Below are 21,530 nucleotides of genomic sequence, written 5' to 3'. Positions count from 1 at the left end.
GCATATTAGCCGTTGCGACAGGAGATAATGAACATAAAAGGATGGGGTTGGCTAGACCCCTCGAAGGGAAACGGCAACTAGAGGGATGCAAACGCCCTCAAATCCGCAGCCTTCGCAAGGGGCCGTCCGATGGCGCGCGCACCTTCGGCGGCGGCGGCGACAAGCGCGGCGTTGTCCGGCGCCCTCCGGCCGTCCGGCAGCAGCATGTTGTTCTCGAATCCCACCCGAACGTGCCCGCCCAGCGTCGCCGCGGTCGTCGCGCATGCAGTTTCCTTGGCACCGAAGGCGCACAGCATCCAGGGGTTCTCCAGACCGCCCTCGGCGCACAGGAACGGCAGCAGATCACGCGGCTGGGACTGCTGGCCGGCGGCATAGCGGCCAAGGACATAGAGCACAAAATGCCGCCGCCCAGGAATCGCCCCGCGCGCCGTCAAGTCGCGGAACCGGACCAGATCGGCGGTGTCGTAGAGGATGAACTGCAGCATCACGCCCTCACCCTCGCACCAGCGTAGGAACTCCGTCCCCGCCGGCTCGCGGGCGGCATCAGGCATCAGTTCGCGCACCGCCAGGCTCACCGCTTCGGGCTTCAGCGCGCGGACGGCGGCGATCTGCTCGTCCGGGGTATAGCGGCCGACGGCCTCCGTCGTGGTCTGGATCACAAGCGCGTCCCCGACCTCCGCCCGCACGGCGTCGATGGCCGCGCGATAGCGGGCCGGATCCAGCGTATGCGCGCCATCCGAATCACGGACATGAAGATGCAGCATGGAGGCCCCGGCCTCCAGGCAGGCACGGGATTCGCGCGCGATCTCCGCCGGCGTGACGGGCAGCCTGGGATGGTCGGCAGCCGTCTTGCGCGCGCCGTTCGGCGCGACCGCGATGACCAGCGGCGCCCAGCCGCTCGCCTCGCGCTCCATGCTCAAGCCGTCACCTGCTCCAACGCCGCAGAGAGCGCCGCATCCAGCTTCTCGACGATCTCCTCGCGGTGCGCCTCCTCAAGGATATAGGGCGGTGCAAGCAGGATATGGTCGCCGCGCCAGCCGTCGACGGTGCCGCCGCCCGGATAGCACATCAGCCCGCGCGCCATGGCTTCCTTCTTGATGCGGGCATTGAGCTTGAGGGTGGGATCGAACGGCTCCTTCGTGCCCCGGTCGGCGACCAGTTCGATGCCCCGGAACAGGCCTCGGCCGCGGATATCGCCCACATGCGGATTATTGCCGAAGCGCGCCTTCAGGGCTTGCTGCAGCGCCTCCCCCTGACTCTTCACGTTGGCCAGCAGGCCGTCTTCCTCGATGGTCCGCTGCACGGCCAGGCTGGCGGCGCAAGCGGTCGCGTGACCGATGTAGGTGAAGCCGTGCTGGAAGGCCCCGCTGCCGCCAGCGATCGTGTCGAAGATCCGTCTCGACAACAGCACGGCGCCGATCGGCTGGTAGCCGGCGCCAAGCCCCTTGGCGCAGGTCAGGAGGTCCGGCACGACGCCATCCTGCTCGCAGGCGAACAAGGTGCCGGTGCGGCCCATGCCGCACATGACCTCGTCCAGGATCAGCAGGACGCCGTAGCGGTCGCAGATTTCCCGCACGCGCTGCAGATAGCCGCGCACCGCCGGCACCGCGCCAAGAGTGGCGCCCACCACCGGCTCGCAGATGAAGGCGGCGACGGTCTCCGGCCCGGTCGCCAGGATCGCCTCCTCCAGCTCGTCGGCCATGCGACGCCCGTAGGCGGCCTCGTCCTCGTCGTTGCGCTGGCCGCGATAGGCGTAGCACGGGCCAATGTGCGTCACGTTTTTCATCAGGATCGGGTCGTAGACGGCCCGGCGGCCGGGGTTGCCTCCGACCGAGAGCGCGCCCAGCGTATTGCCGTGATAGCTCTGCCGGCGGGCGATGAAGTTGCTCCGGCGCGGCTGGCCGGCCTCGACGAAATACTGCCGCGCCAGCTTCAGCGCCGTCTCGTTCGCTTCCGAGCCGCCGGAGACAAAGTAGACATGGTTCAGTTCACCCGGCGCGCGGCTTGTCAGGTGCTCGGCCAGCTCTTCCGAGGGCTCGCTGGTGAAGAAGGACGTGTGCGCGTAGGCCAGCTTGTCGAGCTGCCCCTTGATGGCCTCTATCACGCGGGCGTGGCTGTGGCCCAGGCACGACACCGCCGCCCCGCCCGAGGCATCGAGGTAGCGCTGTCCCTCCCGGTCGATGACATAGGGTCCGTCCCCGCCCGCGGCGACAGGGTACTGCTGGTGGATCTGGCGATGCAGGATCTTGGTCATGACGGCAAACGATGTTGCTTGTGAAGAACGATGGAAACTTTTCGGCCTTGCTTCACGCTATGCAACTTCATAAGCAGGCCGCTTGCAAGACGCGCGCGGCGCATGGCTGATCCGCGCCGAGGAAAAACGAGTATCGCTCCAAGCCGAGATTGCCTGGGCCGAGCACGCGCATTAGTGTGACCAAGAGACGCAATAATACACGCAAGGGTAGGCAAAAGGTCATTCCCCATCATGGATCTGAAGCAGCACATCCGGCAGGTTCCCGACTTTCCCAAGCCGGGCATCCTGTTCTACGACATCTCGACGCTTCTCGCCCACCCGCAGGCGTGGCAAGAGACGGTTCGCCAGCTCGTCGGCGCCATTGGCCCCGAGAAGCCGGACATCCTGGCGGGTATCGAAAGCCGCGGTTTCCTGGTGGCCGCACCGCTGGCCCTCCAGCTCGGCCTGGGGTTCGTCATGATCCGCAAGCAGGGCAAGCTGCCGGGGGCCACGATTCCCTACACCTACGACCTGGAATACGGGAGCGACACCATCGAGATGCAGGAAGACGCCGTGAAGCCCGGCCAGCGTGTCGTCGTCCTGGATGACCTGCTGGCGACCGGCGGCACCATGCGCGCCTCGGTCGAGCTTCTGCGCAAGATGGGCGCCGACGTTCGTGGCTGCGCGTGCATTATCGAGCTTGCATTCCTCTCGGGTCGCGAAAAGATCGATATTCCGGTACACTCATTGATCTCTTTCGAATCCTGATGGCCGCCAGCCCGGCGCTTCGATTTAACGCGTGATTCACACTAACGATTTAGAACTCATGTAATAGTGTTATAACCTGCCCAAAGGCATGCGCGGTGGGGGAAGTCTTGCCCGGGGTTTCAATAGCTTACATTGCAATCTGGGCGACGCTGGGCACCGGGATCGCCGCCGCCGGGACCGCCGCTTGGTACTTCGCTCGCCGGGCCGGGAAGGCGGAACGGAAGCTGGCCCGCGCCCGGCAGCGGCTTCACGACGCTGTCGAGACCGCAGGCGACTGGTTCTGGGAAAGCGACAGCCAGCACCGCTTCACGCGCTTCTGGCAGCGTGACGCCCAGAAAGCCGTCTACGACCCCTCCCCGTTCCTGGGCCGCACGCGGATCGAGGCGGCCGGCGGCGATCCGGCCGACCCGCACTGGCGCGCCCATCTGGAAGATCTCGCCGCGCACCGCCTGTTCCGCGATTTCACCTACAACGTGCCGGCGCCGAACGGCGAGCACCGGATCCTGTGCGTCACCGGCAAGCCCGTGTTCGATGACAGCGGCGAATTCCTCGGTTATCGCGGAACCTGCCGGGATGTCGGCGAGACGCACACGCTGCGCCGCCTGGGCAAGCACTTCCAGACCGTTCTCGACAGCATGAGCGAAGGCGTGTGCATCTGCGATGCGGAATTGCGCATCGTTGCCACGAACCGTCGGATGCACGAGATTTTCGACCTGCCGGAGAACATGCTGCGCCCCGGCCAGCATTTCGGGGACTACATCAGGTACAATGCCGAGCACGGCGAATACGGCGATGTCGATGTCGAGGCCGAGGTCCGTCGCCGGCTTGAGCAGGCCGGCCATTTCGAGCCGCACAGCTTCGAACGGATCCGTCCGGACGGCACGGTGGTGGAGGTCCGCGGCCAGCCGCTGCCCGAGGGCGGGTTCGTGCGCACCTACATCGATGTCACCGCGCGCCGGCAGGCCGAGCAGCAGCTTCGCGAGAACGAGCAGCGCTTCCGGGACTATGCGGAAATCAGTGCCGACTGGTTCTGGGAAACCGACATGGACCAGCGCTTCACCTTTCATTCCGGAGCGAAGTCCGCTTCCGAGCATCGCATCGTGCAGGCCCAACTCATCGGACGGACGCGTTCCGAGATCATGGCGGAGTTCGGCGCGGTCCAGGATCTGTCCCCCACCATCGCGGGTTCGATGGCGCGCGGCGAGCCCTTCTCGGACCTGGAATGCTGCTATACCCGCATGCAGGAAAGCGAGCAGTGGCTTCAGGTTTCCGGTGTACCGATCTACGACGACCATGGAACCATCGTCGGCTACCGGGGAATCGGGCGCGACATCACCGAGCAGAAGCTGGCGGAACGGACCGTCCGCGAAAAGGAGAACCGCTACCGCAGCATCTTCGAGAACGCGGTGGAGGGCATGTACCTGACCTCCCCCGACGGCACGTTCGTCGAGGTGAACCCGGCGCTGGCCCGCATGCACGGCTGCAACGACCCCGCGGACTTCCTGCAGCGGTTCCCGCACAGCAACGACGTCTACGCTGATCCGGGCATCCGCGCGCGCATCCGCAAGGCTGTGGACGAGCAGGGCTTCGTCCGTCACATCGAGTCCGAGGTGTACCGCAAGGACGGCAGCACCTTCCCGTTTTCCGAGAGTGCCTGGGGCGTCTACGACACCCAGGGGAATCTGGTCGGCTACGAAGGCATTATCGAGGACACGACCGAAAAACACCGGACCGCCGCGGCGATCCGGGAGAGCGAGCGGCGCTATCGCACCGTTTCCGAGATGACCTCCGATATGGTCTATTCCTACCTCGTCGCGGCCGATGGATCGGCGCGGGTGGAATGGGTGGCCGGCACCCTGGCTGGAGCGACGCCGTCATCGTTCACCGGCAACGGCGAAAGCTGCTGGTCCGACATCGTCCATCCCGACGACCGCGGCATCCTGGAGCGGCGTATCGGCCAGCTTCAGCGAGGCGAGTCGCCGGTCGACGACTTCCGCATATTCGACACCAACGGTGAACGACGGTGGGTTCGCCTGCATGGCAGGGCCGAGTTCGACCCCGAGACCGGACGGATAACGCGCATCCTGGGTGCGGCCAGCGACGTCACCGACCGTAAGGAAGTGGAGGCCCAGCTACGCGAAAGCGCGACGCTGCTGGCCCACGCCGCGAACCTGGCGAACCTCGGGCACTGGGTCTGGGACGAGACAGAGGACCAGCTCGTCTATGCCTCGCCCGAACTCGTCAAGATGCTCGGCATGACGCCAGACCAGTATCACGAGGCCTTCAAGACGGTTTCGGATGCCCTTCACTATATTCATCCCGACGACCGCGAGCGCTATCTGCGGGTCATCGAAAGCACCCGCGAGAATCCCGAACCGTTTGAGGTCGAATACCGCTTCTACACGGCTCAGGGCGAGCAGCGCTACGGCCGCGAGATCGGCGAGCCCGTGTGCGACCATCACGGACAGCTTGTCCGCACCGTCGGCGCACTTCAGGATATCACCGAGGTGAAACGCTCGGAGGAAACGCTGCGCCGGGCGAAGGAGGCGGCGGAACTCGCGAACCGGACGAAGAGTGAGTTCCTCGCTAACATGAGCCACGAGCTGCGCACGCCGCTGAACGCGATCATCGGCTTTTCGGAGGTGATGGAGCGCGAGATCTTCGGCAAGATCGGCGAGCGGAACCGGTGCTATGCAACAGACATCCGCGAGAGCGGCGAGCATCTGCTGAACATCATCAATGATATCCTCGATGTCTCGAAGGCGGAAGCGGGCGCGGTCGAACTGGCGGAAGAGGAGGTCGACCTCAGCGATATCGTGCAAAGCTGCGTACGTCTGGTCCAGCACAAGGCGGAACGGGGCCATCTGGACCTCGAGCTTGAGGCACCCGACGGCGAAATTCGAATCCGCGCGGATTCGCGCCGGCTTAAGCAGATCCTGCTGAACCTGCTCTCCAACGCGGTCAAATTCACCCCGCCAGGCGGCACGGTCACGATCCACACCGGCCTGGAAACCGATGGCGGTATCTTTATGCAGGTGCGGGACACCGGCCAGGGTATCTCCGCGAACAATCTCAGGAAGGTGATGGAGCCCTTCGCCCAGGTTGATTCCGCCATCAGTCGCGGCTACGAGGGTACAGGGCTGGGCCTGCCGCTGACGAAGGCACTGGTGGAATGCCACGGCGGCGAATTGTGGCTCGAATCCGCCTTGGGCAAGGGAACCACAGCCAACGTCCGCCTTCCCGGGGCGCGCCTGCTTGGCACTGCCGATGTGAAATCCCAGCTCGTAACCCACTGAGCGGTCTATTCAAGCTCTCGAACCTGGGACATCACGGACGCAGCCGCCGGTACATTCCCCCGCCCATTCCATCGCCGGCGAATAATGCGTCCACGTGGCCGTCGCGTCCTATTGGGCCCACAGCCCGCCCTTGAATGTTCCTCCCCATCTTGTGGCGAGCCGGGGCCGGTTCAACTCGCGAACCTGAATACACTTCGGGCGGCACCGCCGTCGGCGATACCGCCCGAAATCAAGTCCCGCTCCGCCGGTCATTCGTCGCCGGCACTGTCGGATCGGATCGCCGCCTCCAGGCTTCGACCCGATCCGCTGCGAAAATCAGTGCAGATCCCGCCAGACCTTGCGCTTCACGGCATAGAGCATGCCAGTGAAGATCAGCAGGAACAGCACCACGCCGATGCCCCCACGCTTGCGGGCTTCCATGTGCGGCTCGGCCGCCCAGTGCAGGAACACGGTTACGTCGTGCGCCATCTGGGAGACAGTCGCCTCCGTGCCGTCCTGGTATTCGACAATGCCTTCCGACAGCGGCGGCGGCATGGCGATCTGATGGCCCGGGAACGCGGTGTTCCAGTACTGCCCCGGCGGCAGGTCGGCATCGGCCGGTGCCTCTTCATAGCCCGTCAGCAGGGCATGCAGATAATCGGGACCGTTCGGCCGCGCCTGTGTGATGACGGAGAGGTCGGGCGGAAGCGCGCCGCCGTTGGCCGCCCGCGCCGCCGCATCGTTCGGGAACGGCGACGGGAAGGCGTCGGAGGCCTTGGCCTCCCGCTGATACATCTCGCCCTGGTCGTTCGGCCCGTCCGTCACCTGGTATTGCGCGGCCAGCGCCTCCACCTGTTCCGGCTCGTAGCCCAGGTCGCCCAGCGTGCGGAAGGCGACGTACTTCAGCGAATGGCAGCTCGCGCAGACCTGATTGTAGACCTGCAGGCCCCGCTGCGCGGCGGCCCGGTCGAAGGTGCCGAAGATGCCCTCGAACGAGAACTCGTGGTCGGGGATCGCCGCGCCCTCGGCCGCCTGGGCCGCACCGGCTCCGAACGTGGTGAGGAGAGCGACGGTCGCAGCAGTGAACAGTCGTTTCATTGTTACGCCTTCTCCATCGGCTTCGCCGTCGCGCCGGCGGCCTGACCGCCGCCCTTCAACACGGGCTCCGAGATACTGTGCGGCAGCGGCCGCGGCTTCTCGAACACGGCCAGGAGCGGCAGCACCACGAGGAAGTGCAGGAAGTAGTAAGCCGTCGCCACGCGGCCGAGCACCAGATAGATACCCTCCGGCGGCTTCGCGCCAACCCAGCCCAGCACCAGCACGTCGATCAGCAGCAGCACGTAGAACTGCTTGAAGATCGGCCGGAACTTGCCGCTACGCACCGGCGAGCGGTCCAGCCAAGGCAGCACGGCCAGCACGGCGATGGCGCCGAACATCGCCAGCACGCCCAGCAGCTTGTCCGGGATCGAGCGCAGGATGGCGTAGAACGGCAGGAAGTACCATTCCGGCACGATGTGCGGCGGCGTCTGCAGCGGATCGGCCGGGATGTAGTTGTCCGGATGACCCAGGTAATTCGGCGCGAAAAACACAAAGAGCGCGAAGATCGTCAGGAACACGCCCAGTCCGAACGCATCCTTCACCGTGTAGTACGGATGGAAGGGGATCTTGTCCTGCGGGCCCTTGGCGTCGATGCCCAGCGGGTTGTTCGAGCCGAAGCGGTGGAGCGCCCACAGGTGCAGGAACACCACGGCCACGATCACGAACGGCAGCAGGTAATGCAGGGCGAAGAAGCGCTTCAGCGTCGGGTTGCCGACCGCGAAACCGCCCCACAGCCAGGTGACGATGCTGTCGCCGACAACCGGGATCGCCGAGAACAGGTTGGTGATCACCGTCGCGCCCCAGTAGCTCATCTGGCCCCAGGGCAGCGTGTAGCCCATGAACGCGGTCGCCATCATCAGCAGCAGGATCACCACGCCCAGGATCCACAACAGCTCGCGCGGCGACTTGTAGGAACCGTAGTAAAGCCCGCGGAATATGTGGATATAGACGACGATGAAGAAGAACGACGCCCCGTTCATGTGGATGTAGCGCACCAGCCAGCCGTAGTTGACGTTGCGCATGATGTGCTCAATCGAATCGAACGCATGCGCGGTGTGCGCGACGTACTGCATCGCCAGCACGATGCCGGTGACGATCATGATCACGAGCGCGATGCCCGCCAGCGAGCCGAAGTTCCACATGTAGGACAGGTTCCTCGGCGCCGGATAGGCGTGCAGCTCCTCGTGCATGAACGAGAAAATCGGAAGTCGGTGGTCGATCCACTTGACCACCTTGCTGTTGGTCTTGAACTCGCTCATCGCGCGCGCCCCTACCCGATCTTGATCGTGGTGTCGTCGACGAACTGGTACTGCGGCACCGGCAGGTTCTCCGGCGCGGGTCCCTTACGGATGCGCCCGGCGGTGTCGTAGTGCGACCCGTGGCACGGGCAGAACCAGCCGCCCCAGTCGCCGCGCGGCTCGCTTGGCTTGTTGCCCAGCGGAATGCAGCCCAGATGCGTGCAGATGCCGATGACCACCAGCCAGGGCGCCTCCTGCACGCGGTCGGCGTCGGCCTGCGGATCGCGCAGGTCGTCCACCTCCACCGAACGGGCCTGCTCGATCTCCGCCTCGGTGCGGTGGCGCACGAACACCGGCTTGCCGCGCCAAGTGACGGTAATCGCCATCCCCTCCTGGATCGGCGACAGGTCGACCTCGGTCGAGGCCAGCGCCAGCACGTCCGCCGATGGGTTCAGCGTGTCGACCAGCGGCCAGGCGACCGCGGCGACACCGACCGCACCCATGGCGCCGCTGGCGAGGTATAGGAAGTCGCGCCGGGACGCGTCGGCCCCGCCGCCGTGTTTCTGGCTGGATTTCGCCGTTTCGGCCATGACGTCTTCTTCCCTCGTGGCTTTCACGCGCCCGCCGACTGACACATCACGCGCAGCCGCCATTACTCGGACCCGCACCCGTCCTCCGCGCTGCGAACATAGCTGCGGCTAACACATGCAACATGCGACATCTCGCCACAGTCACCCCCTGCCCCAGCTTGCATCGCGGGTCGGATATAGAGGAAATTGCCCGCGAACGAAAGCCCGAAGACCGCCACGCGAAAGGCATAGCCGCCGTCATGCGCCTTGCCCTCTATCAGCCGGATATTCCGCAGAACACCGGCACGATTCTTCGCCTCGCGGCCTGCCTTGGCCTCGCCGTGGACATCATCGAGCCCTGTGGGTTCGTCCTCTCGGACAGCCGGCTGCGCCGGGCGGGCATGGATTATCTTGCCTCGGTGCATATGACCAGGCACGCCTCCTGGGCCCGGTTCCGCGACAAGCGGTCGCCTGGACGCCTTATCTTGCTGACGACACGCGCCGATACCAGCTATACCGATTTTGGTTTCCGCGCCGACGACACGCTGTTGCTTGGCCGGGAAAGCGCGGGTGTGCCGGAAGACGTGCATGCAAATGTTGACGCCTGCATACGCATACCGCTTTGTCCCGGCCAGCGGTCCCTGAACGTCGCCATCGCCGCGGCGATGACGGCGGGTGAGGCGCTGCGACAGACCGGCGGCTTCGCGCGGCATGGCGCCCCCGCAAGCGATTTCGAGGAGACTGGCGACTCGTGACAGACACGGCCGACACACACGACCTCGCAACCGAGCGCAAGCAGCGCGCCGAATCCTGGTTCCGCGAGCTGCGCGACGACATCTGCGCGGCCTTCGAGCGCCTGGAGGACGAGCTTTCCGGCGAGAACGCCGAACGCCTGGCCGACACGCCGCCCGGCCGCTTCGAACGCCGGACCTGGCGGCGCCAGGATCCGGAGGTCGAGGAACCCGGCGGTGGCACGATGTCGATCATGCACGGCCGCGTCTTCGAGAAGGTGGGCGTGAACATCTCCACCGTCCAGGGCCGGTTCAGCGAAGGTTTCGCCAAGGAGATTCCGGGTGCCGAGGCCGATCCCACCTTCTGGGCGTCGGGCATCTCGCTGGTGGCGCACATGCGCTCGCCCCACGTGCCGGCGGTACACATGAACACGCGGCACATCGTCACCGCGACAAGCTGGTTCGGTGGCGGCAGCGACTTGAATCCCAGCCGCGAGGACGAGGCGGATACCCGCGACTTCCACGCGGCAATGCAGGCCGCCTGCGACGCGCACGACCCGGGCTATTACCCGCGCTTCAAGGCCTGGGCCGACGACTACTTCTTCATCAAGCATCGCGGCGAGGCGCGCGGCGTCGGCGGCATCTTCTACGATTACCTGGACAGCGGCGACTGGGAGGCGGACTTCGCGTTCACCCGCGACGTCGGCAAGGCCTTCCTGGACATCTACCCCACGTTGGTGCGCCGGCACATGCACAAGCCCTGGACCGAAGCCGACCGCCAGCATCAGCTTTTCCGCCGGGGGCGTTACGTCGAGTTCAACCTGCTTTACGACCGGGGTACCCGATTCGGCCTGCAGACCGGCGGCAACCCGGAAGCCATCCTGATGTCGCTGCCGCCGCTGGCCGGCTGGCCGTAACGCCGAAAGCCGCGCCTACCCCGCCGCCGGGGCCGTGAAACGGCGGCAGTCGACGCGCAAGAAGGGCTCTCCAGACGGCATCGTGGCGCGGATTTGCAGGTCGGTCGCGCTGCCCACCTCATCCCAGAGATCGGCGCCCGGACAGACCTCGGCGATGCTGGCCTGCTGGAAGCCCATCGGGCTTTTCAGCAAGGCCGCCGCCTGCGCCGAGGGCACTTCCAGGTGCACCAGCACGCGGCCCTGTGTCGCCTCCACATCCCGGACGTGCCAATCCGGGCGCGGCGGATTCGCGGCGTAGTAGGTACGCACCCGCTTCGCCGCCAGCCTGTCGCCCGCCGACGGCGGCGCCTTGGGGCGCTGCTCAAGGATGTAGGCTGCCCCGGCCGCCGCCACCGCCGCCGCCGCCACGACAACCCCCAGCCGAACGATTTCCTTCAAGACCGCCGCTCCGCCACTTCCCGCAGTTTGGCCAGGCAGGCCGCGCGGTCGGGGACGAAATCCCGCTCTTCCCACCACCGCTCGACCGCGCGCAGCGCCGCGCCCATCTCCGGACCCGGCGATATCCCCACAGCCTGCGCATCCGCTCCCCCGATAGGCAAGTGCCGCGGAGTCCAGGCAGCCACTTCCGCCAGCGCCGCGGTCAGCCGCTCGCCGTCGACCAACTCCCCTTCCGCCTTGCGACTCGCGGCGGCAAGCAGCAGGAGATCGCGCACCAGCTCCGGCCCCAGTCGGTACATCGCGCGTCGCAGCGCCGACCCCGAGTCGCCGATTCCCACGTCCCGCGCGGGTGCCAGCAAATCGGCCAGCCACCGCGCTTCCCGGCGGGAGAAACGCAGGCGTTCCGCCACGTCCTCGGCGCCCGCGCGATCCGTCTCCAGGAGGGCGGCAAGGCGGAGGATCGGGTCCCCCGCCACGCCCGCCGGCCGTTCCAGTCCGACGAGCGCGTCGAGCCGCTCCGCCAGCTTCGCCTCCGGCAGGATCGCGGCCAGGATACCGTGGGCCAGCATGTCCCGCAGCACCGGCGCCGGGTCGGGGGCGGACAGCAGCCGCAGCAGCTCCTCGCGGATACGCTCACCCGAAAGCTCGACGAGATGCGGTGCGAAGGCCGTCGCCGCCCGCAGGCCGTCAGCGTCCGGCGCGCCGTGGCCGTAATGGGCATGGAAGCGGAAGAAGCGCAGCAGCCGCAGATAGTCCTCCTGGATTCGCTGCGCCGGCTCGCCGACGAAGCGCACCCGCCCGGCGCGCAGGTCCGGCAAGCCGTCGAAGGGGTCGTAGATCGCACCCTCGGGCGCCAGGAACATCGCGTTCATGGTGAAGTCCCGGCGCGCGGCGTCGGCCGTCCAGTCGTCTGTGAACGCAACCCGCGCGTGGCGGCCGAAGGTCTCGACATCCTCGCGCAGCGTCGTGATCTCGAAGGGGTGATGATCCGACACTGCCGTCACCGTGCCGTGGTGCAGCCCGGTCGGTATCGCCTTCAGGCCGGACTGGCGCAGCAGGCGCAGGACGGTCTCCGGCGTGTCGGGCGTGGCGATATCCACGTCCTTCACCGGACGGTGCAGCAGGCTATCGCGCACGCAGCCGCCGACAAAGCGCACCTCCGTCCCCTCGGCCCGCAGCGCGGCGAGGACCGCGCGCGTGTCGTCCGCCATCATCCACGGCTGCGGGTCCAGATGGCCGGCCGGTTTCATGCGCCCGTCGCAAAGGGGGGCGCGTCCCCCCGCGCATGCCCGGAAAGAGAGATATCCCACCTAGCCCACAAAACCTCGCCCTACTCCTCGACCACGTAGCTGGGTTCCACCTGGCCGTCGATGTAGCGATCGGGGACGATCTCCGCACCGGGCGCGGCAGGATCGGAGAGGACCCGCCAGGCGATGAGCGCGGCGGCCATCAGCACGACGCCGCCCGCTGCCAGCCAGGGCCAGGGCGGGTCCTTGTAGCCCGGTTGCTGGCCCTGCCCGGCACCGCGCATGCGCGCCCAGGTGATGTAGAGGTAATACACCACGAACGGCAGGGCGATCGGCAGGACGATTGTCAGCAGCTTTCTCAGCATGGTTGCTCAAGCACATCCACAAGGTTGACCAGCATGCCCGCCGTTGCCCCCCAAATGTAATAGGCGCCGTAGGGAAATACATAGAAGAAGCGCTCGCGCCCCTGGAACTGCTGGCTGTGCATCTGGCGGGACTCGGGCTGGCGCAGGAATGACAGCGGCACCTCGAAGATCTCGGCGACCTCGAAATCGTCGGGCCGCAGCGCGCCGGGCGGTTCCATGACGCCGACGATGGGCGTGACCCGATAGCCGGTGCGCGTCAGGTAGGTGTCGAGCTGGCCGACGATATCCACCGCGCGCGGCGTCAGGCCCACCTCCTCCTCCGCCTCGCGCAGGGCCGCCGCCTCGGGGCTGGCGTCCCACGCCTCGACCCGGCCGCCGGGAAAGGCGATCTGGCCCGGATGGTCGTTCAGATGCGCGGTGCGGCGCGTCAGCAGGACATGCAGGTCGCTCTTCCGGCGGATCAGCGGCACCAAAACGGCGGCATCCACAAATTCCCCCACCGGGGAGATCAGGCCTGGATTGAGGTCGTCGTCCCCCCGGCGCGGCGCGATACGCGTCGCGGCATCACGGCGCCCCAGGGGCGCGTGGGTGCGCAGCCGCTGGATGGCTTCGCCGCTGCTCAGTCCGCTGGCATCCCGCCCAGCGGGAAAAAGGTCTCGTGACTCCATACGCCCAGCACTTCCTCCCCGTTTTGGCGCGCCGGCTCTGCCAGTTCGACGAGGCTATAGAACACCGATCGGGCGAGCAGCGCCTCCAGCTTGTCTTTCACCAGTATATAGGGGCTGGGCTCTCCGGTTTCAGGCGACCGCCGCACGCGGATCGGATGATCCGGTCCCGCCTCCACCCACACGTCCATGTTCGTGCGGAACCACAGCACTTGTTTCCGGCCCGCGCCCTCGCGCTCCATCTCCTCGGCGATGAAGGGCGCGTCCTCCACGTGCACCCGCACCTTCTCCACAGGCGTTTGCAACCAGTAGAGGCCGTCTTCATCTCGCCGCAATACGGTGGAAAACAGCTTCACCAGCGCCTTGCGCGGAAACGGCCGGCCCTCGTGGAACCAGGTGCCGTCGCGGACGATGTAGAACTCGCCGCTGCCGACGAGGGACATGATCTCCGCCGCCCCCCTCTCGTCAGGCGGCGCGCGATGAGTCACTATCGAGGGTGACGGGTCCAAGGGCCCTTGCATGGTCTTTCGGTCTCCGTGCGCTATCTTGCTCTTTCGACAGGGAGTCGAACACAGTGTCGAGCAACGCGCCTTACACGAGCGATGCAGCCGCCGACGACGCAACCGCGGCGGGGCGGCTGGCTGAAGAGATCGAGACGCTGGGCCACAAGCTGCAGGCGGCCCGCGAGTCGATCGCCCACGTCATTTTCGGCCAACAAAGCGTCGTCGATCAAACGTTGATCACGCTGCTCTGCGGCGGACATGCCTTGTTGATCGGCGTGCCGGGGCTGGCGAAGACCCGCCTGGTCGAAACACTGGGCACCGTCTTCGGCCTGGAGGACCGCCGCGTGCAGTGCACGCCGGACCTGATGCCGGCCGACATCCTCGGCTCGGAAGTGCTGGAGGAGGACGAGCAGGGCCGGCGCACCTTCCGCTTCATTCCCGGCCCGGTATTCTCGCAGCTTCTGATGGCCGACGAGATCAACCGCGCCAGCCCGCGCACGCAGTCGGCGCTGTTGCAGGCAATGCAGGAACGCCGGGTCACCGTCGCCGGCCATCCCCACGACCTGCCGCGACCGTTCCACGTGCTGGCTACCCAGAACCCGCTGGAGCAGGAGGGCACCTACCCGCTTCCCGAAGCGCAGCTCGACCGCTTCCTGCTGGAGATCGACGTCGGCTACCCGGATATCGACGCGGAGCGCCAGATGCTCCTCGCCACCACCGGCGCCGAGGACGCAAAGCCCAACCGGGTTCTCGACACCGAGGAGCTGATGGCGGCGCAACGGCTGGTCCGGCGCGTCCCCGTGGGCGAGAGCGTGGTCGAGGCGATCCTGTCGTTGGTCCGTCAGGGCCGGCCGGAGAGCAGCAGCATCCCCGAGGTCGGCGAGCAGGTCGCCTGGGGTCCCGGCCCGCGCGCCAGCCAGGCGCTGATGCTGGGCGCGCGGGCGCGGGCCGTGATGGACGGACGGCTCGCGCCGTCGGTGGACGACGTTCTGGCGCTTGCCCATCCCGTGCTGCGCCATCGCATGGCACTGACCTTCGCGGCACGGGCGGAGGGCGCGACCCTCGACGACGTCATCGCGCGCCTGTGCGCCCCGCTGCAATAGCGCCTGACGCAGCCAAGCGGGAAGACGCGGACGAAAGAAAGCCATGGCGACACCGGCATTGACGGCACGGCAACGGGCGGAACAGCTTGCGGCGACGCTGCCGCCGCTGCTGCTGGCGGCCGAGCGGGTGGCGACGACCGTCGCCCAGGGCGTGCACGGACGCCGCCGTGTCGGCCAGGGCGAGACCTTCTGGCAATACCGCGACTACCAGCCGGGCGACCCGCCGCCCAGCATCGACTGGCGCCAATCGGCCAAGTCGGACCGCGTGTTCGTGCGCCAACTGGAATGGGAAGCGGCGCAATCGGTCTGGATGTGGCGCGACGCTTCCGCCTCGATGACGTGGCGATCCAACAGGAACCTCCCCACCAAGCGCGAGCGGGCCGAGCTTCTGATGCTGGCGCTGATGGTACTGATGGTGCGTGCCGGCGAGCACGTGACGCTACTGGGCACCGGGATGCCGCCGGCGGCGGGACGCGGCACCCTGGGCCGGCTGTCGGAGGCGCTGACACGAGAGGGTACCGGCGACAGCGACCTGCCGCCGCCCGAGCCCCTGCCTCGGGCGGCGCAAGTGGTGCTGTTCGGCGACTTCCTGGCGCCGCTGGAGTCGGTGGAACGCTGCCTGCGCGACTTTGCCGAGCGCGGCGTCTCGGGCCACCTGGTCCAGGTGCTGGACCCCGCGGAGGAAACGCTGCCCTACGAGGGCCGCGTGCGCTTCGAGGGACTGGAAGGCGAGCAGCCGTGGCTGTTGTCCAGGGTCGAGGGCGTGCGCGGCGCCTATCGCCGGCGGCTGCGCGCGCAGGAAGAGGGCATCGCCGCCATCGCCCGGCGCACCGGCTGGAGCTGCACTTGGCACCGCACCGACCGGCCGCCGCAGACGGCGCTGCTGGCGATCTACGGCGCGTTGACGGCGTTCATGCAGAGGTAGGGCGTTGAGCGAAACCTGATGCTGGGACTGGAGACATTCGCCTTCGCGCAGCCCTGGCTGCTGCTGGCCCTCGTCGGCCTGCCCGCGCTGTGGTTCCTGCTGCGCGTCACGCCACCCGCGCCGAAGAGCATCCGCTTTCCCGCGATCCGCCTGCTGACCGGCCTGACGCCGCCGGAGGAGACGCCCCAGCGCACGCCCCTATGGCTGCTGCTGCTGCGCATGCTGGCCGTGGCGCTGCTGATCCTGGGCCTGGCCGGGCCGGTGCTGCACCCGGCCGGGCAGCTATCGGGAAGCGGGCCCCTGGTCCTTGTGATCGATGACGGCTGGGCCGCCGCCGGCACCTGGGAAGAGCGGCAACGCGCGATGGAGACTCTGATCGACCGCGCGGCACGCGAAGAGCGGCGCGTCATCCTGATGACCACGGCGCGCGAGCGGCCGGACGAGCCGCTGACCGCCAGCAACCCGCTACGCCCGGACGCGGCGCTGGAGCGCGTGCGCGCCATCCAGCCGAAGCCCTGGCCGAGCGATCTCGACGCCGCGCAGGCGGTCGCGGCCGAGATCGGCGTGACCGGCTCGGCCCACGTCATCTGGCTCTCCGACGGTCTGGCCGCGCCGGGAACGCGGGAACTCGCCGCGACGCTGCAACGGCTTGGCCGGCTGAGCGTACTGCATGCCGGCGCCGGACGCGCCGCCAGTATCGTGCTGCCGCCGGAGAACACCGGCACGGACGTGCGGGTGACCGTCCAGCGGCCCGATTCGCGCGGCGCGAAGTCGGTGACCGTTCTGGCCGAGGGCGAGGACGGACGGCTTGTCGGCACCGCCCCCGCCCGCGTCGAGGCAGGCGAGACGGCCGCCACGGCCAGTTTCGAGTTGCCGCTGCAACTGCGTAACCGTATCGCGCGCGTGCGGATCGAAGGCGCGCGCCATGCCGGCGCCGTCGCGCTGCTGGACGAGCGCTGGCAGCGCCGGCCCGTGGGATTGGTGTCCGACAGCCCGCTGGAGGCCGCGCAACCGCTGCTGTCCGAGCTGTACTACCTGGAACGGGCGCTGAAGCCCTATGCCGAGATCAGCCGGGGCACACTTGACGATCTGCTGAAGCGCGACCTTGCCGTGCTGGTACTGGCGGATCGCGGAAAGCTGTCGCCGGAACAGCGGGAGGCGGTCTCCCGCTGGGTGGAGAACGGCGGCCTGCTGCTTCGCTTTGCCGGGCCGAAGCTGGCCCAGGACCTGAGCGGCGACGGGATAACCGCGGGGGAAGGCGCACAGCCGCCGCTGCTGCCGGTGCGCCTGCGCCGTGGCGGCCGCGCGCTGGGCGGCACGATGAGTTGGGACACGCCCGCGACGCTTGCGCCCTTCGGCGACGACAGCCCGTTCGCGGGGCTGGAAATCCCCTCCGACATCACAGTTTCGCGGCAGGTGCTGGCCGAGCCCTCCCTGGAGCTCGGCGGCAAGACCTGGGCGCGGCTGGCCGACGGCACGCCGCTGGTGACAGCGGGCGAGCGCGGGGATGGCTGGCTGGTGCTGGTGCACACGACGGCGAACACCTCGTGGTCGAACCTTTCGCTATCGGGCCTGTTCGTGCGGATGCTGCGACGCGTGGTGACGGTAAGCGAGGGCCTGAGCGGCGCGGCGGACGACCAGCCCGCCCTGCCCCCGCAACGCGTGCTCGACGGCTTCGGCCGGCTGACGGAACCGGGTGCCGGCGTGCGCACGCTGCCGGCGGAAGCCCTGCGCGATCACCTTGTCAGTGCCGGCAATCCGCCTGGACTTTATGGCCGCGACGGCCAGCGCCGGGCACACAATCTGGGCCCGATGGTGGCGCCTTCGCTGGCGCCCCTGGACGACCTGCCGCCGGGTGTCACCGCCGGCGCCTTCGCGATGCAGCCCGAGACGCGCATCGGGCCCTGGCTGCTGGCGACGGCGCTGGTACTGATGCTCGTGGACATGTTGATCGCGCTTGGCCTGCGCGGCCTTCTGCCGACGCCGCGCCGCGGCGGGGCCGCCGGAACCACCGCCGCCACGATGCTGATTTTCACGGCCTGCATGCTTGCCTGGCCGGGCGGCGCGAAGGCCCAGGGCGACGACGAGTTCGCGCTGAAGGCCACGCTGGACACGCGCCTCGCCTATATCGAAACCGGCGTGGCGGAGGCCGACCGGATCACGCGCCAGGGCCTGACGGGCATTTCGAGGGTGCTGGCGCGGCGCAGCGCGGTCGAGCCGGAGCCGCCGCTTGGCGTCGACCTGCTCAGCGACGAGATCGCGTTCTTTCCCCTGCTCTACTGGTCGATCTCGCCGGAGCAGCCGGACCTGCCGCCGGCCGGCGTGCGCAAGATCAACCATTTCCTCGGCCACGGCGGAACGCTGCTGATCGATCTGCGCGAGGCCGGCGGCGGGAGTTCGCTGTTCGGCCAGGGAACGCCGGCGACGCAAGCACTGCGGCGGCTGACCCGTGATATCGACATCCCGCCGCTGACCCCGGTCGACCCGGAGCACGTGCTGACCAAGGCCTTCTACCTGCTACAGGATTTCCCCGGCCGCTATGCCGGCGGCGCGTTGTGGGTGGAGGACACGGCGACCGCGCCGGGCGACGGCGTCGCCTCGGTCATGATCACCGCGAACGACTGGGTGGGCGCCTGGGCCGTGGATGAAAGCGGCCAGCCGCGCCTTCCCGTGGTGCCGGGCGGCGAGCGCCAGCGCGAGATCGCCTACCGCGTCGGGGTCAACGTCGTGATGTACGCACTGACCGGCAATTACAAGGCCGATCAGGTCCATGTGCCGGCGATTCTGGAGCGCCTGGGACAATGAACACCGCCCTCTCCATCGCCTGGTCGCCGCTGTTGCCGTGGGGCGCAATCGCGCTGCTTGCCCTGCTTGCGGCGGCGGTGACGGGGCTTGCGGCGTGGCGGCGCGCGCGCGGTACCGCCTGGCGGGCGCTGGCCGCACTTGCCATCCTGGCGGTGCTGGCGAACCCGACGCTGGTGCAGGAGGATCGCGAGACGCTGCCGGATATTGCCCTGGTCGCGGTGGACGCCAGCCCGAGCCAGGATATCGAGCCGCGCGGCGAGCAGGTGCGGGCGATCATGGACTATCTCGACCGCCGCCTCGCCATGCTGCCGGAGACAGAGGTCCGCGTGATCCAGGCCGGCGAGCCCGATTCCGGTCCGCCGAAGGAAGGCACCCGCCTGTTCGCCGACGTGGCCCGCGCGCTTGGCGAGATTCCGCGCGACCGGCTGGCCGGTGTCGTGATCGTCAGCGACGGACAGGTTCACGACGCCCCCGAAAGCCTCGATGCCCTCGATATCGACGCGCCGATGCACCTGTTGCTGACCGGCGGCGCGGACGAGGGCGACCGCCGCCTGATCGTCGGTGACGCGCCCAGCTACGGCATCGTCGGCAAGGAGATCGAGATCACCGTCCGGATCGAGGACGTGCCCGGCACTGGCGAGCGCCGGCTGGCCCGACTGAAGCTGACACGCGACGGCGGCGAGCCCGAGGTCGTCCGGGTCCCGACCGGCGAGGAGCAGAAAGTCCGCTTCAAGATCGAGCACCGCGGTCCGACGGTGCTGGAGCTTGCCACGGACGCGGGGCCGCGCGAGCTGACCATGGCGAACAACCGCGCCGCCGTGATGGTGAACGGCGTGCGCGACCGGCTTCGCGTGCTGCTGGTCTCGGGCGAGCCGCATGCAGGTGAGCGGGCGTGGCGGCACCTCTTGAAATCGGACCCCTCGGTCGACCTCGTGCACTTCACCATCCTTCGCCCGCCGGAGAAGCAGGACGGGACGCCGATCCGCGAATTGTCGCTGATCGCCTTCCCGACGCGCGAGCTGTTCCAGGAGAAGATCGACGACTTCGACCTGATCGTCTTCGACCGCTATCGCCGCCGTGGAGTGCTGCCACAGCTTTATCTGGACAACGTCGCCGAATACGTCCGCAACGGCGGCGCGCTACTGGAAGCAGGTGGCCCCAGCTTCGGCTCGTCGCTGTCGCTGTTCCGCACGCCGCTGGGCGACGTCCTGCCCGCGGCGCCGACCGGCCGCATCATGGAGCAGGGCTATCGCCCGTCAGTGACGACGCTGGGCCAGCGCCATCCGGTCACCGCGAAGCTACCGGGGGGGAACGACGCGAACTCGAATCCCGAATGGGGCCGCTGGTTCCGGCAGGTGGACGCGGAGGCGCGCGAGGGCGACACCCTGATGTCCGGCATCCGCGAGCGGCCGCTACTGATCCTGCAGCGCGTCGGCGAGGGCCGCGTGGCGCAGTTGCTGAGCGATCATGCATGGCTGTGGGCGCGCGGCTACGAGGGTGGCGGCCCCCAGGCGGAACTGATGCGCCGCGTTGCCCACTGGCTGATGAAGGAACCGGAACTGGAGGAAGAGGACCTGCGCGCGCAGGTGAGCGGCGGGACACTGGAGATCGTCCGCCGCTCCATGCGCCCGAGCCTGCCCGAGATCACGGTCACCCGCCCCGACGGCTCGACGGAATCGTTGCAGCTTGAGGACGCCGGTCCGGGTCGCGCCACGGCAGCAATGCCGGTCCATCAGGTCGGCCTGTACGAGGTCAGCGACGGCAGCCGCACGGCGCTGGGCGCGGCCGGGGCGCTGAACCCGCTTGAATACCGCGACGTGCGCGCCACGCCCGACAAGCTGCGGCCGCTGGTCGAGGCAAGCGGCGGGGCCGTCACCCAATTCGCTACCCAGGAGTTGCCGTCGCTGCGCAAGGTTCGTCCGGACCGCGCGCATTCGGGCCGGGGCTGGATCGGTCTTCAGGAAAACAATGCCTATCGGGTCACCGGTGTCGCCGAAGCGTCCTTGCTCCCGGCCATTCTCGCGCTCATCCTGGCGGTCGGCACCCTGACATTCGCCTGGTTCCGGGAGGGACGATGAGCGTCGCGACCATGCCCAGCGCCGGCACGCGCCGGCCTTCGCGCGGCCAGCAGGCCGCCGTATTGCTGCTGTTTCTGGTGCTCTGCCTTGCCGTGGAGGTTGCCGCCGCGTCGGTGACCCAGCCGGCCATAGAGCCGTGGTACCGCAATCTGGCGAAGCCCGCCTGGACCCCGCCGGACCAAGCCTTCCCCATCGTCTGGACGCTGCTCTACATAATGATGGCGGTTGCCGTCTGGCAGGCCTGGCGCGACGCGCCGAACCGCTTCGGCTGGCCGCTGGCGTGCTTTCTGATCCAGCTCGCGTTGAACGGAGCCTGGTCGTACGTCTTCTTCGGCATGGGCGAGATCGTGGCCGCGTTCCTTGTCATTCTCGCGCTGGTGCTGGCGATTCTGGCGACCGTCGTCGCCTTTGCCCAGATTTCGCGCCCGGCGGCATGGCTAATGCTGCCCTACCTGCTTTGGGTCGGTTATGCGACGGCCCTGAACGGCGCGATCGTGCAGATGAACGTCTGAGTCTGCGCCCGGGGCCCAGCCGGCACTCGGCGTCTTCGGCTTCCTTCCGTGCATTTCGGA

19 protein-coding genes are annotated in these 21,530 nt (G+C 67.9%); 9 read left to right on the top strand and 10 right to left on the bottom strand.

Annotation, left to right across the window (positions count from 1 at the left end; genetic code table 11):
- Positions 1–77 precede the first annotated feature (77 nt).
- Both DRB17_RS12210 and DRB17_RS12205 read right to left on the bottom strand, forming a co-directional pair.
- A complete protein-coding gene (locus DRB17_RS12210; protein ID WP_114582490.1) occupies positions 78–914 on the bottom strand; it encodes a beta-keto acid cleavage family enzyme in 837 nt (278 codons plus the stop codon).
- 2 nt (positions 915–916) lie between these two features.
- A complete protein-coding gene (locus DRB17_RS12205; RefSeq protein WP_114582489.1) occupies positions 917–2,254 on the bottom strand; it encodes an aspartate aminotransferase family protein in 1,338 nt (445 codons plus the stop codon).
- Between the two features lie 231 nt (positions 2,255–2,485).
- Here DRB17_RS12205 and DRB17_RS12200 point away from each other — a divergent pair, with 231 nt between their 5' ends.
- Together DRB17_RS12200 and DRB17_RS12195 are read left to right on the top strand one after the other, a co-directional pair.
- Positions 2,486–3,001, top strand: a complete 516-nt coding sequence (locus tag DRB17_RS12200; RefSeq protein WP_114582488.1) for an adenine phosphoribosyltransferase — start codon at positions 2,486–2,488, stop codon at positions 2,999–3,001.
- A gap of 107 nt (positions 3,002–3,108) precedes the next feature.
- Positions 3,109–6,297 carry a PAS domain S-box protein gene (locus DRB17_RS12195; protein ID WP_147274895.1) on the top strand — a complete coding sequence of 1,063 codons (3,189 nt, stop codon included), beginning with the start codon at positions 3,109–3,111 and terminating at the stop codon, positions 6,295–6,297.
- Positions 6,298–6,612: 315 nt separating this feature from the next.
- Here the strand turns inward: DRB17_RS12195 and DRB17_RS12190 are convergent, their stop codons facing one another.
- From DRB17_RS12190 to petA, 3 genes are read right to left on the bottom strand one after another with little or no spacing between them, the layout of a single operon-like run.
- Positions 6,613–7,374 (bottom strand): cytochrome c1, encoded by a 762-nt coding sequence (locus tag DRB17_RS12190; protein ID WP_114582486.1) that lies wholly within the window; start codon positions 7,372–7,374, stop codon positions 6,613–6,615.
- Between the two features lie 2 nt (positions 7,375–7,376).
- The gene (locus DRB17_RS12185) at positions 7,377–8,633 is read right to left on the bottom strand and encodes a cytochrome b (protein ID WP_114582485.1); all 1,257 of its coding nucleotides are present in this window, start codon (positions 8,631–8,633) and stop codon (positions 7,377–7,379) included.
- 11 nt (positions 8,634–8,644) lie between these two features.
- Positions 8,645–9,202, bottom strand: a complete 558-nt coding sequence (gene petA / locus DRB17_RS12180) for a ubiquinol-cytochrome c reductase iron-sulfur subunit (protein WP_114582484.1) — start codon at positions 9,200–9,202, stop codon at positions 8,645–8,647.
- Between the two features lie 239 nt (positions 9,203–9,441).
- On the opposite strand from petA, the gene DRB17_RS12175 reads away from it, so the two are divergent.
- Together DRB17_RS12175 and hemF are read left to right on the top strand one after the other, a co-directional pair.
- On the top strand, positions 9,442–9,936 hold the full coding sequence (locus DRB17_RS12175) for a tRNA (cytidine(34)-2'-O)-methyltransferase (RefSeq protein WP_114582483.1): 495 nt from the start codon (positions 9,442–9,444) through the stop codon (positions 9,934–9,936).
- A complete protein-coding gene (gene hemF / locus DRB17_RS12170) occupies positions 9,933–10,829 on the top strand; it encodes an oxygen-dependent coproporphyrinogen oxidase (RefSeq protein ID WP_114582482.1) in 897 nt (298 codons plus the stop codon). The genes DRB17_RS12175 and hemF overlap by 4 nt, the downstream gene beginning before the upstream one ends.
- A 15-nt stretch (positions 10,830–10,844) precedes the next feature.
- Here the strand turns inward: hemF and DRB17_RS12165 are convergent, their stop codons facing one another.
- The 5 genes from DRB17_RS12165 to DRB17_RS12145 form a co-directional block, all read right to left on the bottom strand.
- The gene (locus tag DRB17_RS12165; RefSeq protein WP_114582481.1) at positions 10,845–11,267 is read right to left on the bottom strand and encodes a hypothetical protein; all 423 of its coding nucleotides are present in this window, start codon (positions 11,265–11,267) and stop codon (positions 10,845–10,847) included.
- Positions 11,264–12,517 carry a CCA tRNA nucleotidyltransferase gene (locus DRB17_RS12160; protein WP_114582480.1) on the bottom strand — a complete coding sequence of 418 codons (1,254 nt, stop codon included), beginning with the start codon at positions 12,515–12,517 and terminating at the stop codon, positions 11,264–11,266. Before DRB17_RS12160 ends, DRB17_RS12165 begins: the two co-directional genes overlap by 4 nt.
- A gap of 80 nt (positions 12,518–12,597) precedes the next feature.
- A complete protein-coding gene (locus DRB17_RS12155; RefSeq protein WP_114582479.1) occupies positions 12,598–12,879 on the bottom strand; it encodes a hypothetical protein in 282 nt (93 codons plus the stop codon).
- Positions 12,873–13,547, bottom strand: coding sequence for a CoA pyrophosphatase (locus DRB17_RS12150; protein ID WP_114582478.1), 675 nt, complete (start codon positions 13,545–13,547; stop codon positions 12,873–12,875). Before DRB17_RS12150 ends, DRB17_RS12155 begins: the two co-directional genes overlap by 7 nt.
- Positions 13,499–13,987 (bottom strand): DUF1285 domain-containing protein, encoded by a 489-nt coding sequence (locus DRB17_RS12145; protein ID WP_241503823.1) that lies wholly within the window; start codon positions 13,985–13,987, stop codon positions 13,499–13,501. The genes DRB17_RS12150 and DRB17_RS12145 overlap by 49 nt, the downstream gene beginning before the upstream one ends.
- A gap of 131 nt (positions 13,988–14,118) precedes the next feature.
- On the opposite strand from DRB17_RS12145, the gene DRB17_RS12140 reads away from it, so the two are divergent.
- Genes DRB17_RS12140 through DRB17_RS12120 form a run of 5 tightly spaced genes read left to right on the top strand, consistent with a single transcriptional unit; the run spans position 14,119 to position 21,470 of the window.
- Positions 14,119–15,150 (top strand): AAA family ATPase, encoded by a 1,032-nt coding sequence (locus DRB17_RS12140; RefSeq protein ID WP_114582476.1) that lies wholly within the window; start codon positions 14,119–14,121, stop codon positions 15,148–15,150.
- Between the two features lie 43 nt (positions 15,151–15,193).
- Entirely contained in the window at positions 15,194–16,075 is an 882-nt protein-coding gene (locus DRB17_RS12135) for a DUF58 domain-containing protein (protein ID WP_114582475.1), read from the top strand.
- A gap of 18 nt (positions 16,076–16,093) precedes the next feature.
- Positions 16,094–18,880 (top strand): DUF4159 domain-containing protein, encoded by a 2,787-nt coding sequence (locus DRB17_RS12130; protein ID WP_114582474.1) that lies wholly within the window; start codon positions 16,094–16,096, stop codon positions 18,878–18,880.
- A complete protein-coding gene (locus DRB17_RS12125) occupies positions 18,877–20,958 on the top strand; it encodes a hypothetical protein (RefSeq protein WP_114582473.1) in 2,082 nt (693 codons plus the stop codon). The genes DRB17_RS12130 and DRB17_RS12125 overlap by 4 nt, the downstream gene beginning before the upstream one ends.
- Positions 20,955–21,470 (top strand): TspO/MBR family protein, encoded by a 516-nt coding sequence (locus tag DRB17_RS12120; RefSeq protein ID WP_206607871.1) that lies wholly within the window; start codon positions 20,955–20,957, stop codon positions 21,468–21,470. Before DRB17_RS12125 ends, DRB17_RS12120 begins: the two co-directional genes overlap by 4 nt.
- The last annotated feature ends 60 nt before the right edge of the window (positions 21,471–21,530 follow it).

This window comes from Ferruginivarius sediminum, assembly GCF_003344765.1.
GTDB lineage: Bacteria > Pseudomonadota > Alphaproteobacteria > Kiloniellales > Rhodovibrionaceae > Ferruginivarius > Ferruginivarius sediminum.
This window is presented reverse-complemented; position numbering and strand designations above follow the sequence as displayed.

Bases quoted from the DNA above. Each gene is read 5' to 3' on its own strand.
- DRB17_RS12120 (WP_206607871.1), top strand. From the start codon at position 20,955: ATGAGCGTCGCGACCATGCCCAGCGCCGGCACGCGCCGGCCTTCGCGC.
- DRB17_RS12145 (WP_241503823.1), bottom strand. From the start codon at position 13,987: ATGTCCCTCGTCGGCAGCGGCGAGTTCTACATCGTCCGCGACGGCACC.
- DRB17_RS12130 (WP_114582474.1), top strand. From the start codon at position 16,094: ATGCTGGGACTGGAGACATTCGCCTTCGCGCAGCCCTGGCTGCTGCTG.
- DRB17_RS12185 (WP_114582485.1), bottom strand. From the start codon at position 8,633: ATGAGCGAGTTCAAGACCAACAGCAAGGTGGTCAAGTGGATCGACCAC.
- DRB17_RS12205 (WP_114582489.1), bottom strand. From the start codon at position 2,254: ATGACCAAGATCCTGCATCGCCAGATCCACCAGCAGTACCCTGTCGCC.
- DRB17_RS12190 (WP_114582486.1), bottom strand. From the start codon at position 7,374: ATGAAACGACTGTTCACTGCTGCGACCGTCGCTCTCCTCACCACGTTC.
- DRB17_RS12200 (WP_114582488.1), top strand. From the start codon at position 2,486: ATGGATCTGAAGCAGCACATCCGGCAGGTTCCCGACTTTCCCAAGCCG.
- DRB17_RS12135 (WP_114582475.1), top strand. From the start codon at position 15,194: ATGGCGACACCGGCATTGACGGCACGGCAACGGGCGGAACAGCTTGCG.
- DRB17_RS12160 (WP_114582480.1), bottom strand. From the start codon at position 12,517: ATGAAACCGGCCGGCCATCTGGACCCGCAGCCGTGGATGATGGCGGAC.
- DRB17_RS12125 (WP_114582473.1), top strand. From the start codon at position 18,877: ATGAACACCGCCCTCTCCATCGCCTGGTCGCCGCTGTTGCCGTGGGGC.
- DRB17_RS12175 (WP_114582483.1), top strand. From the start codon at position 9,442: ATGCGCCTTGCCCTCTATCAGCCGGATATTCCGCAGAACACCGGCACG.
- DRB17_RS12150 (WP_114582478.1), bottom strand. From the start codon at position 13,547: ATGGAGTCACGAGACCTTTTTCCCGCTGGGCGGGATGCCAGCGGACTG.
- DRB17_RS12210 (WP_114582490.1), bottom strand. From the start codon at position 914: ATGGAGCGCGAGGCGAGCGGCTGGGCGCCGCTGGTCATCGCGGTCGCG.
- DRB17_RS12155 (WP_114582479.1), bottom strand. From the start codon at position 12,879: ATGCTGAGAAAGCTGCTGACAATCGTCCTGCCGATCGCCCTGCCGTTC.
- petA (WP_114582484.1), bottom strand. From the start codon at position 9,202: ATGGCCGAAACGGCGAAATCCAGCCAGAAACACGGCGGCGGGGCCGAC.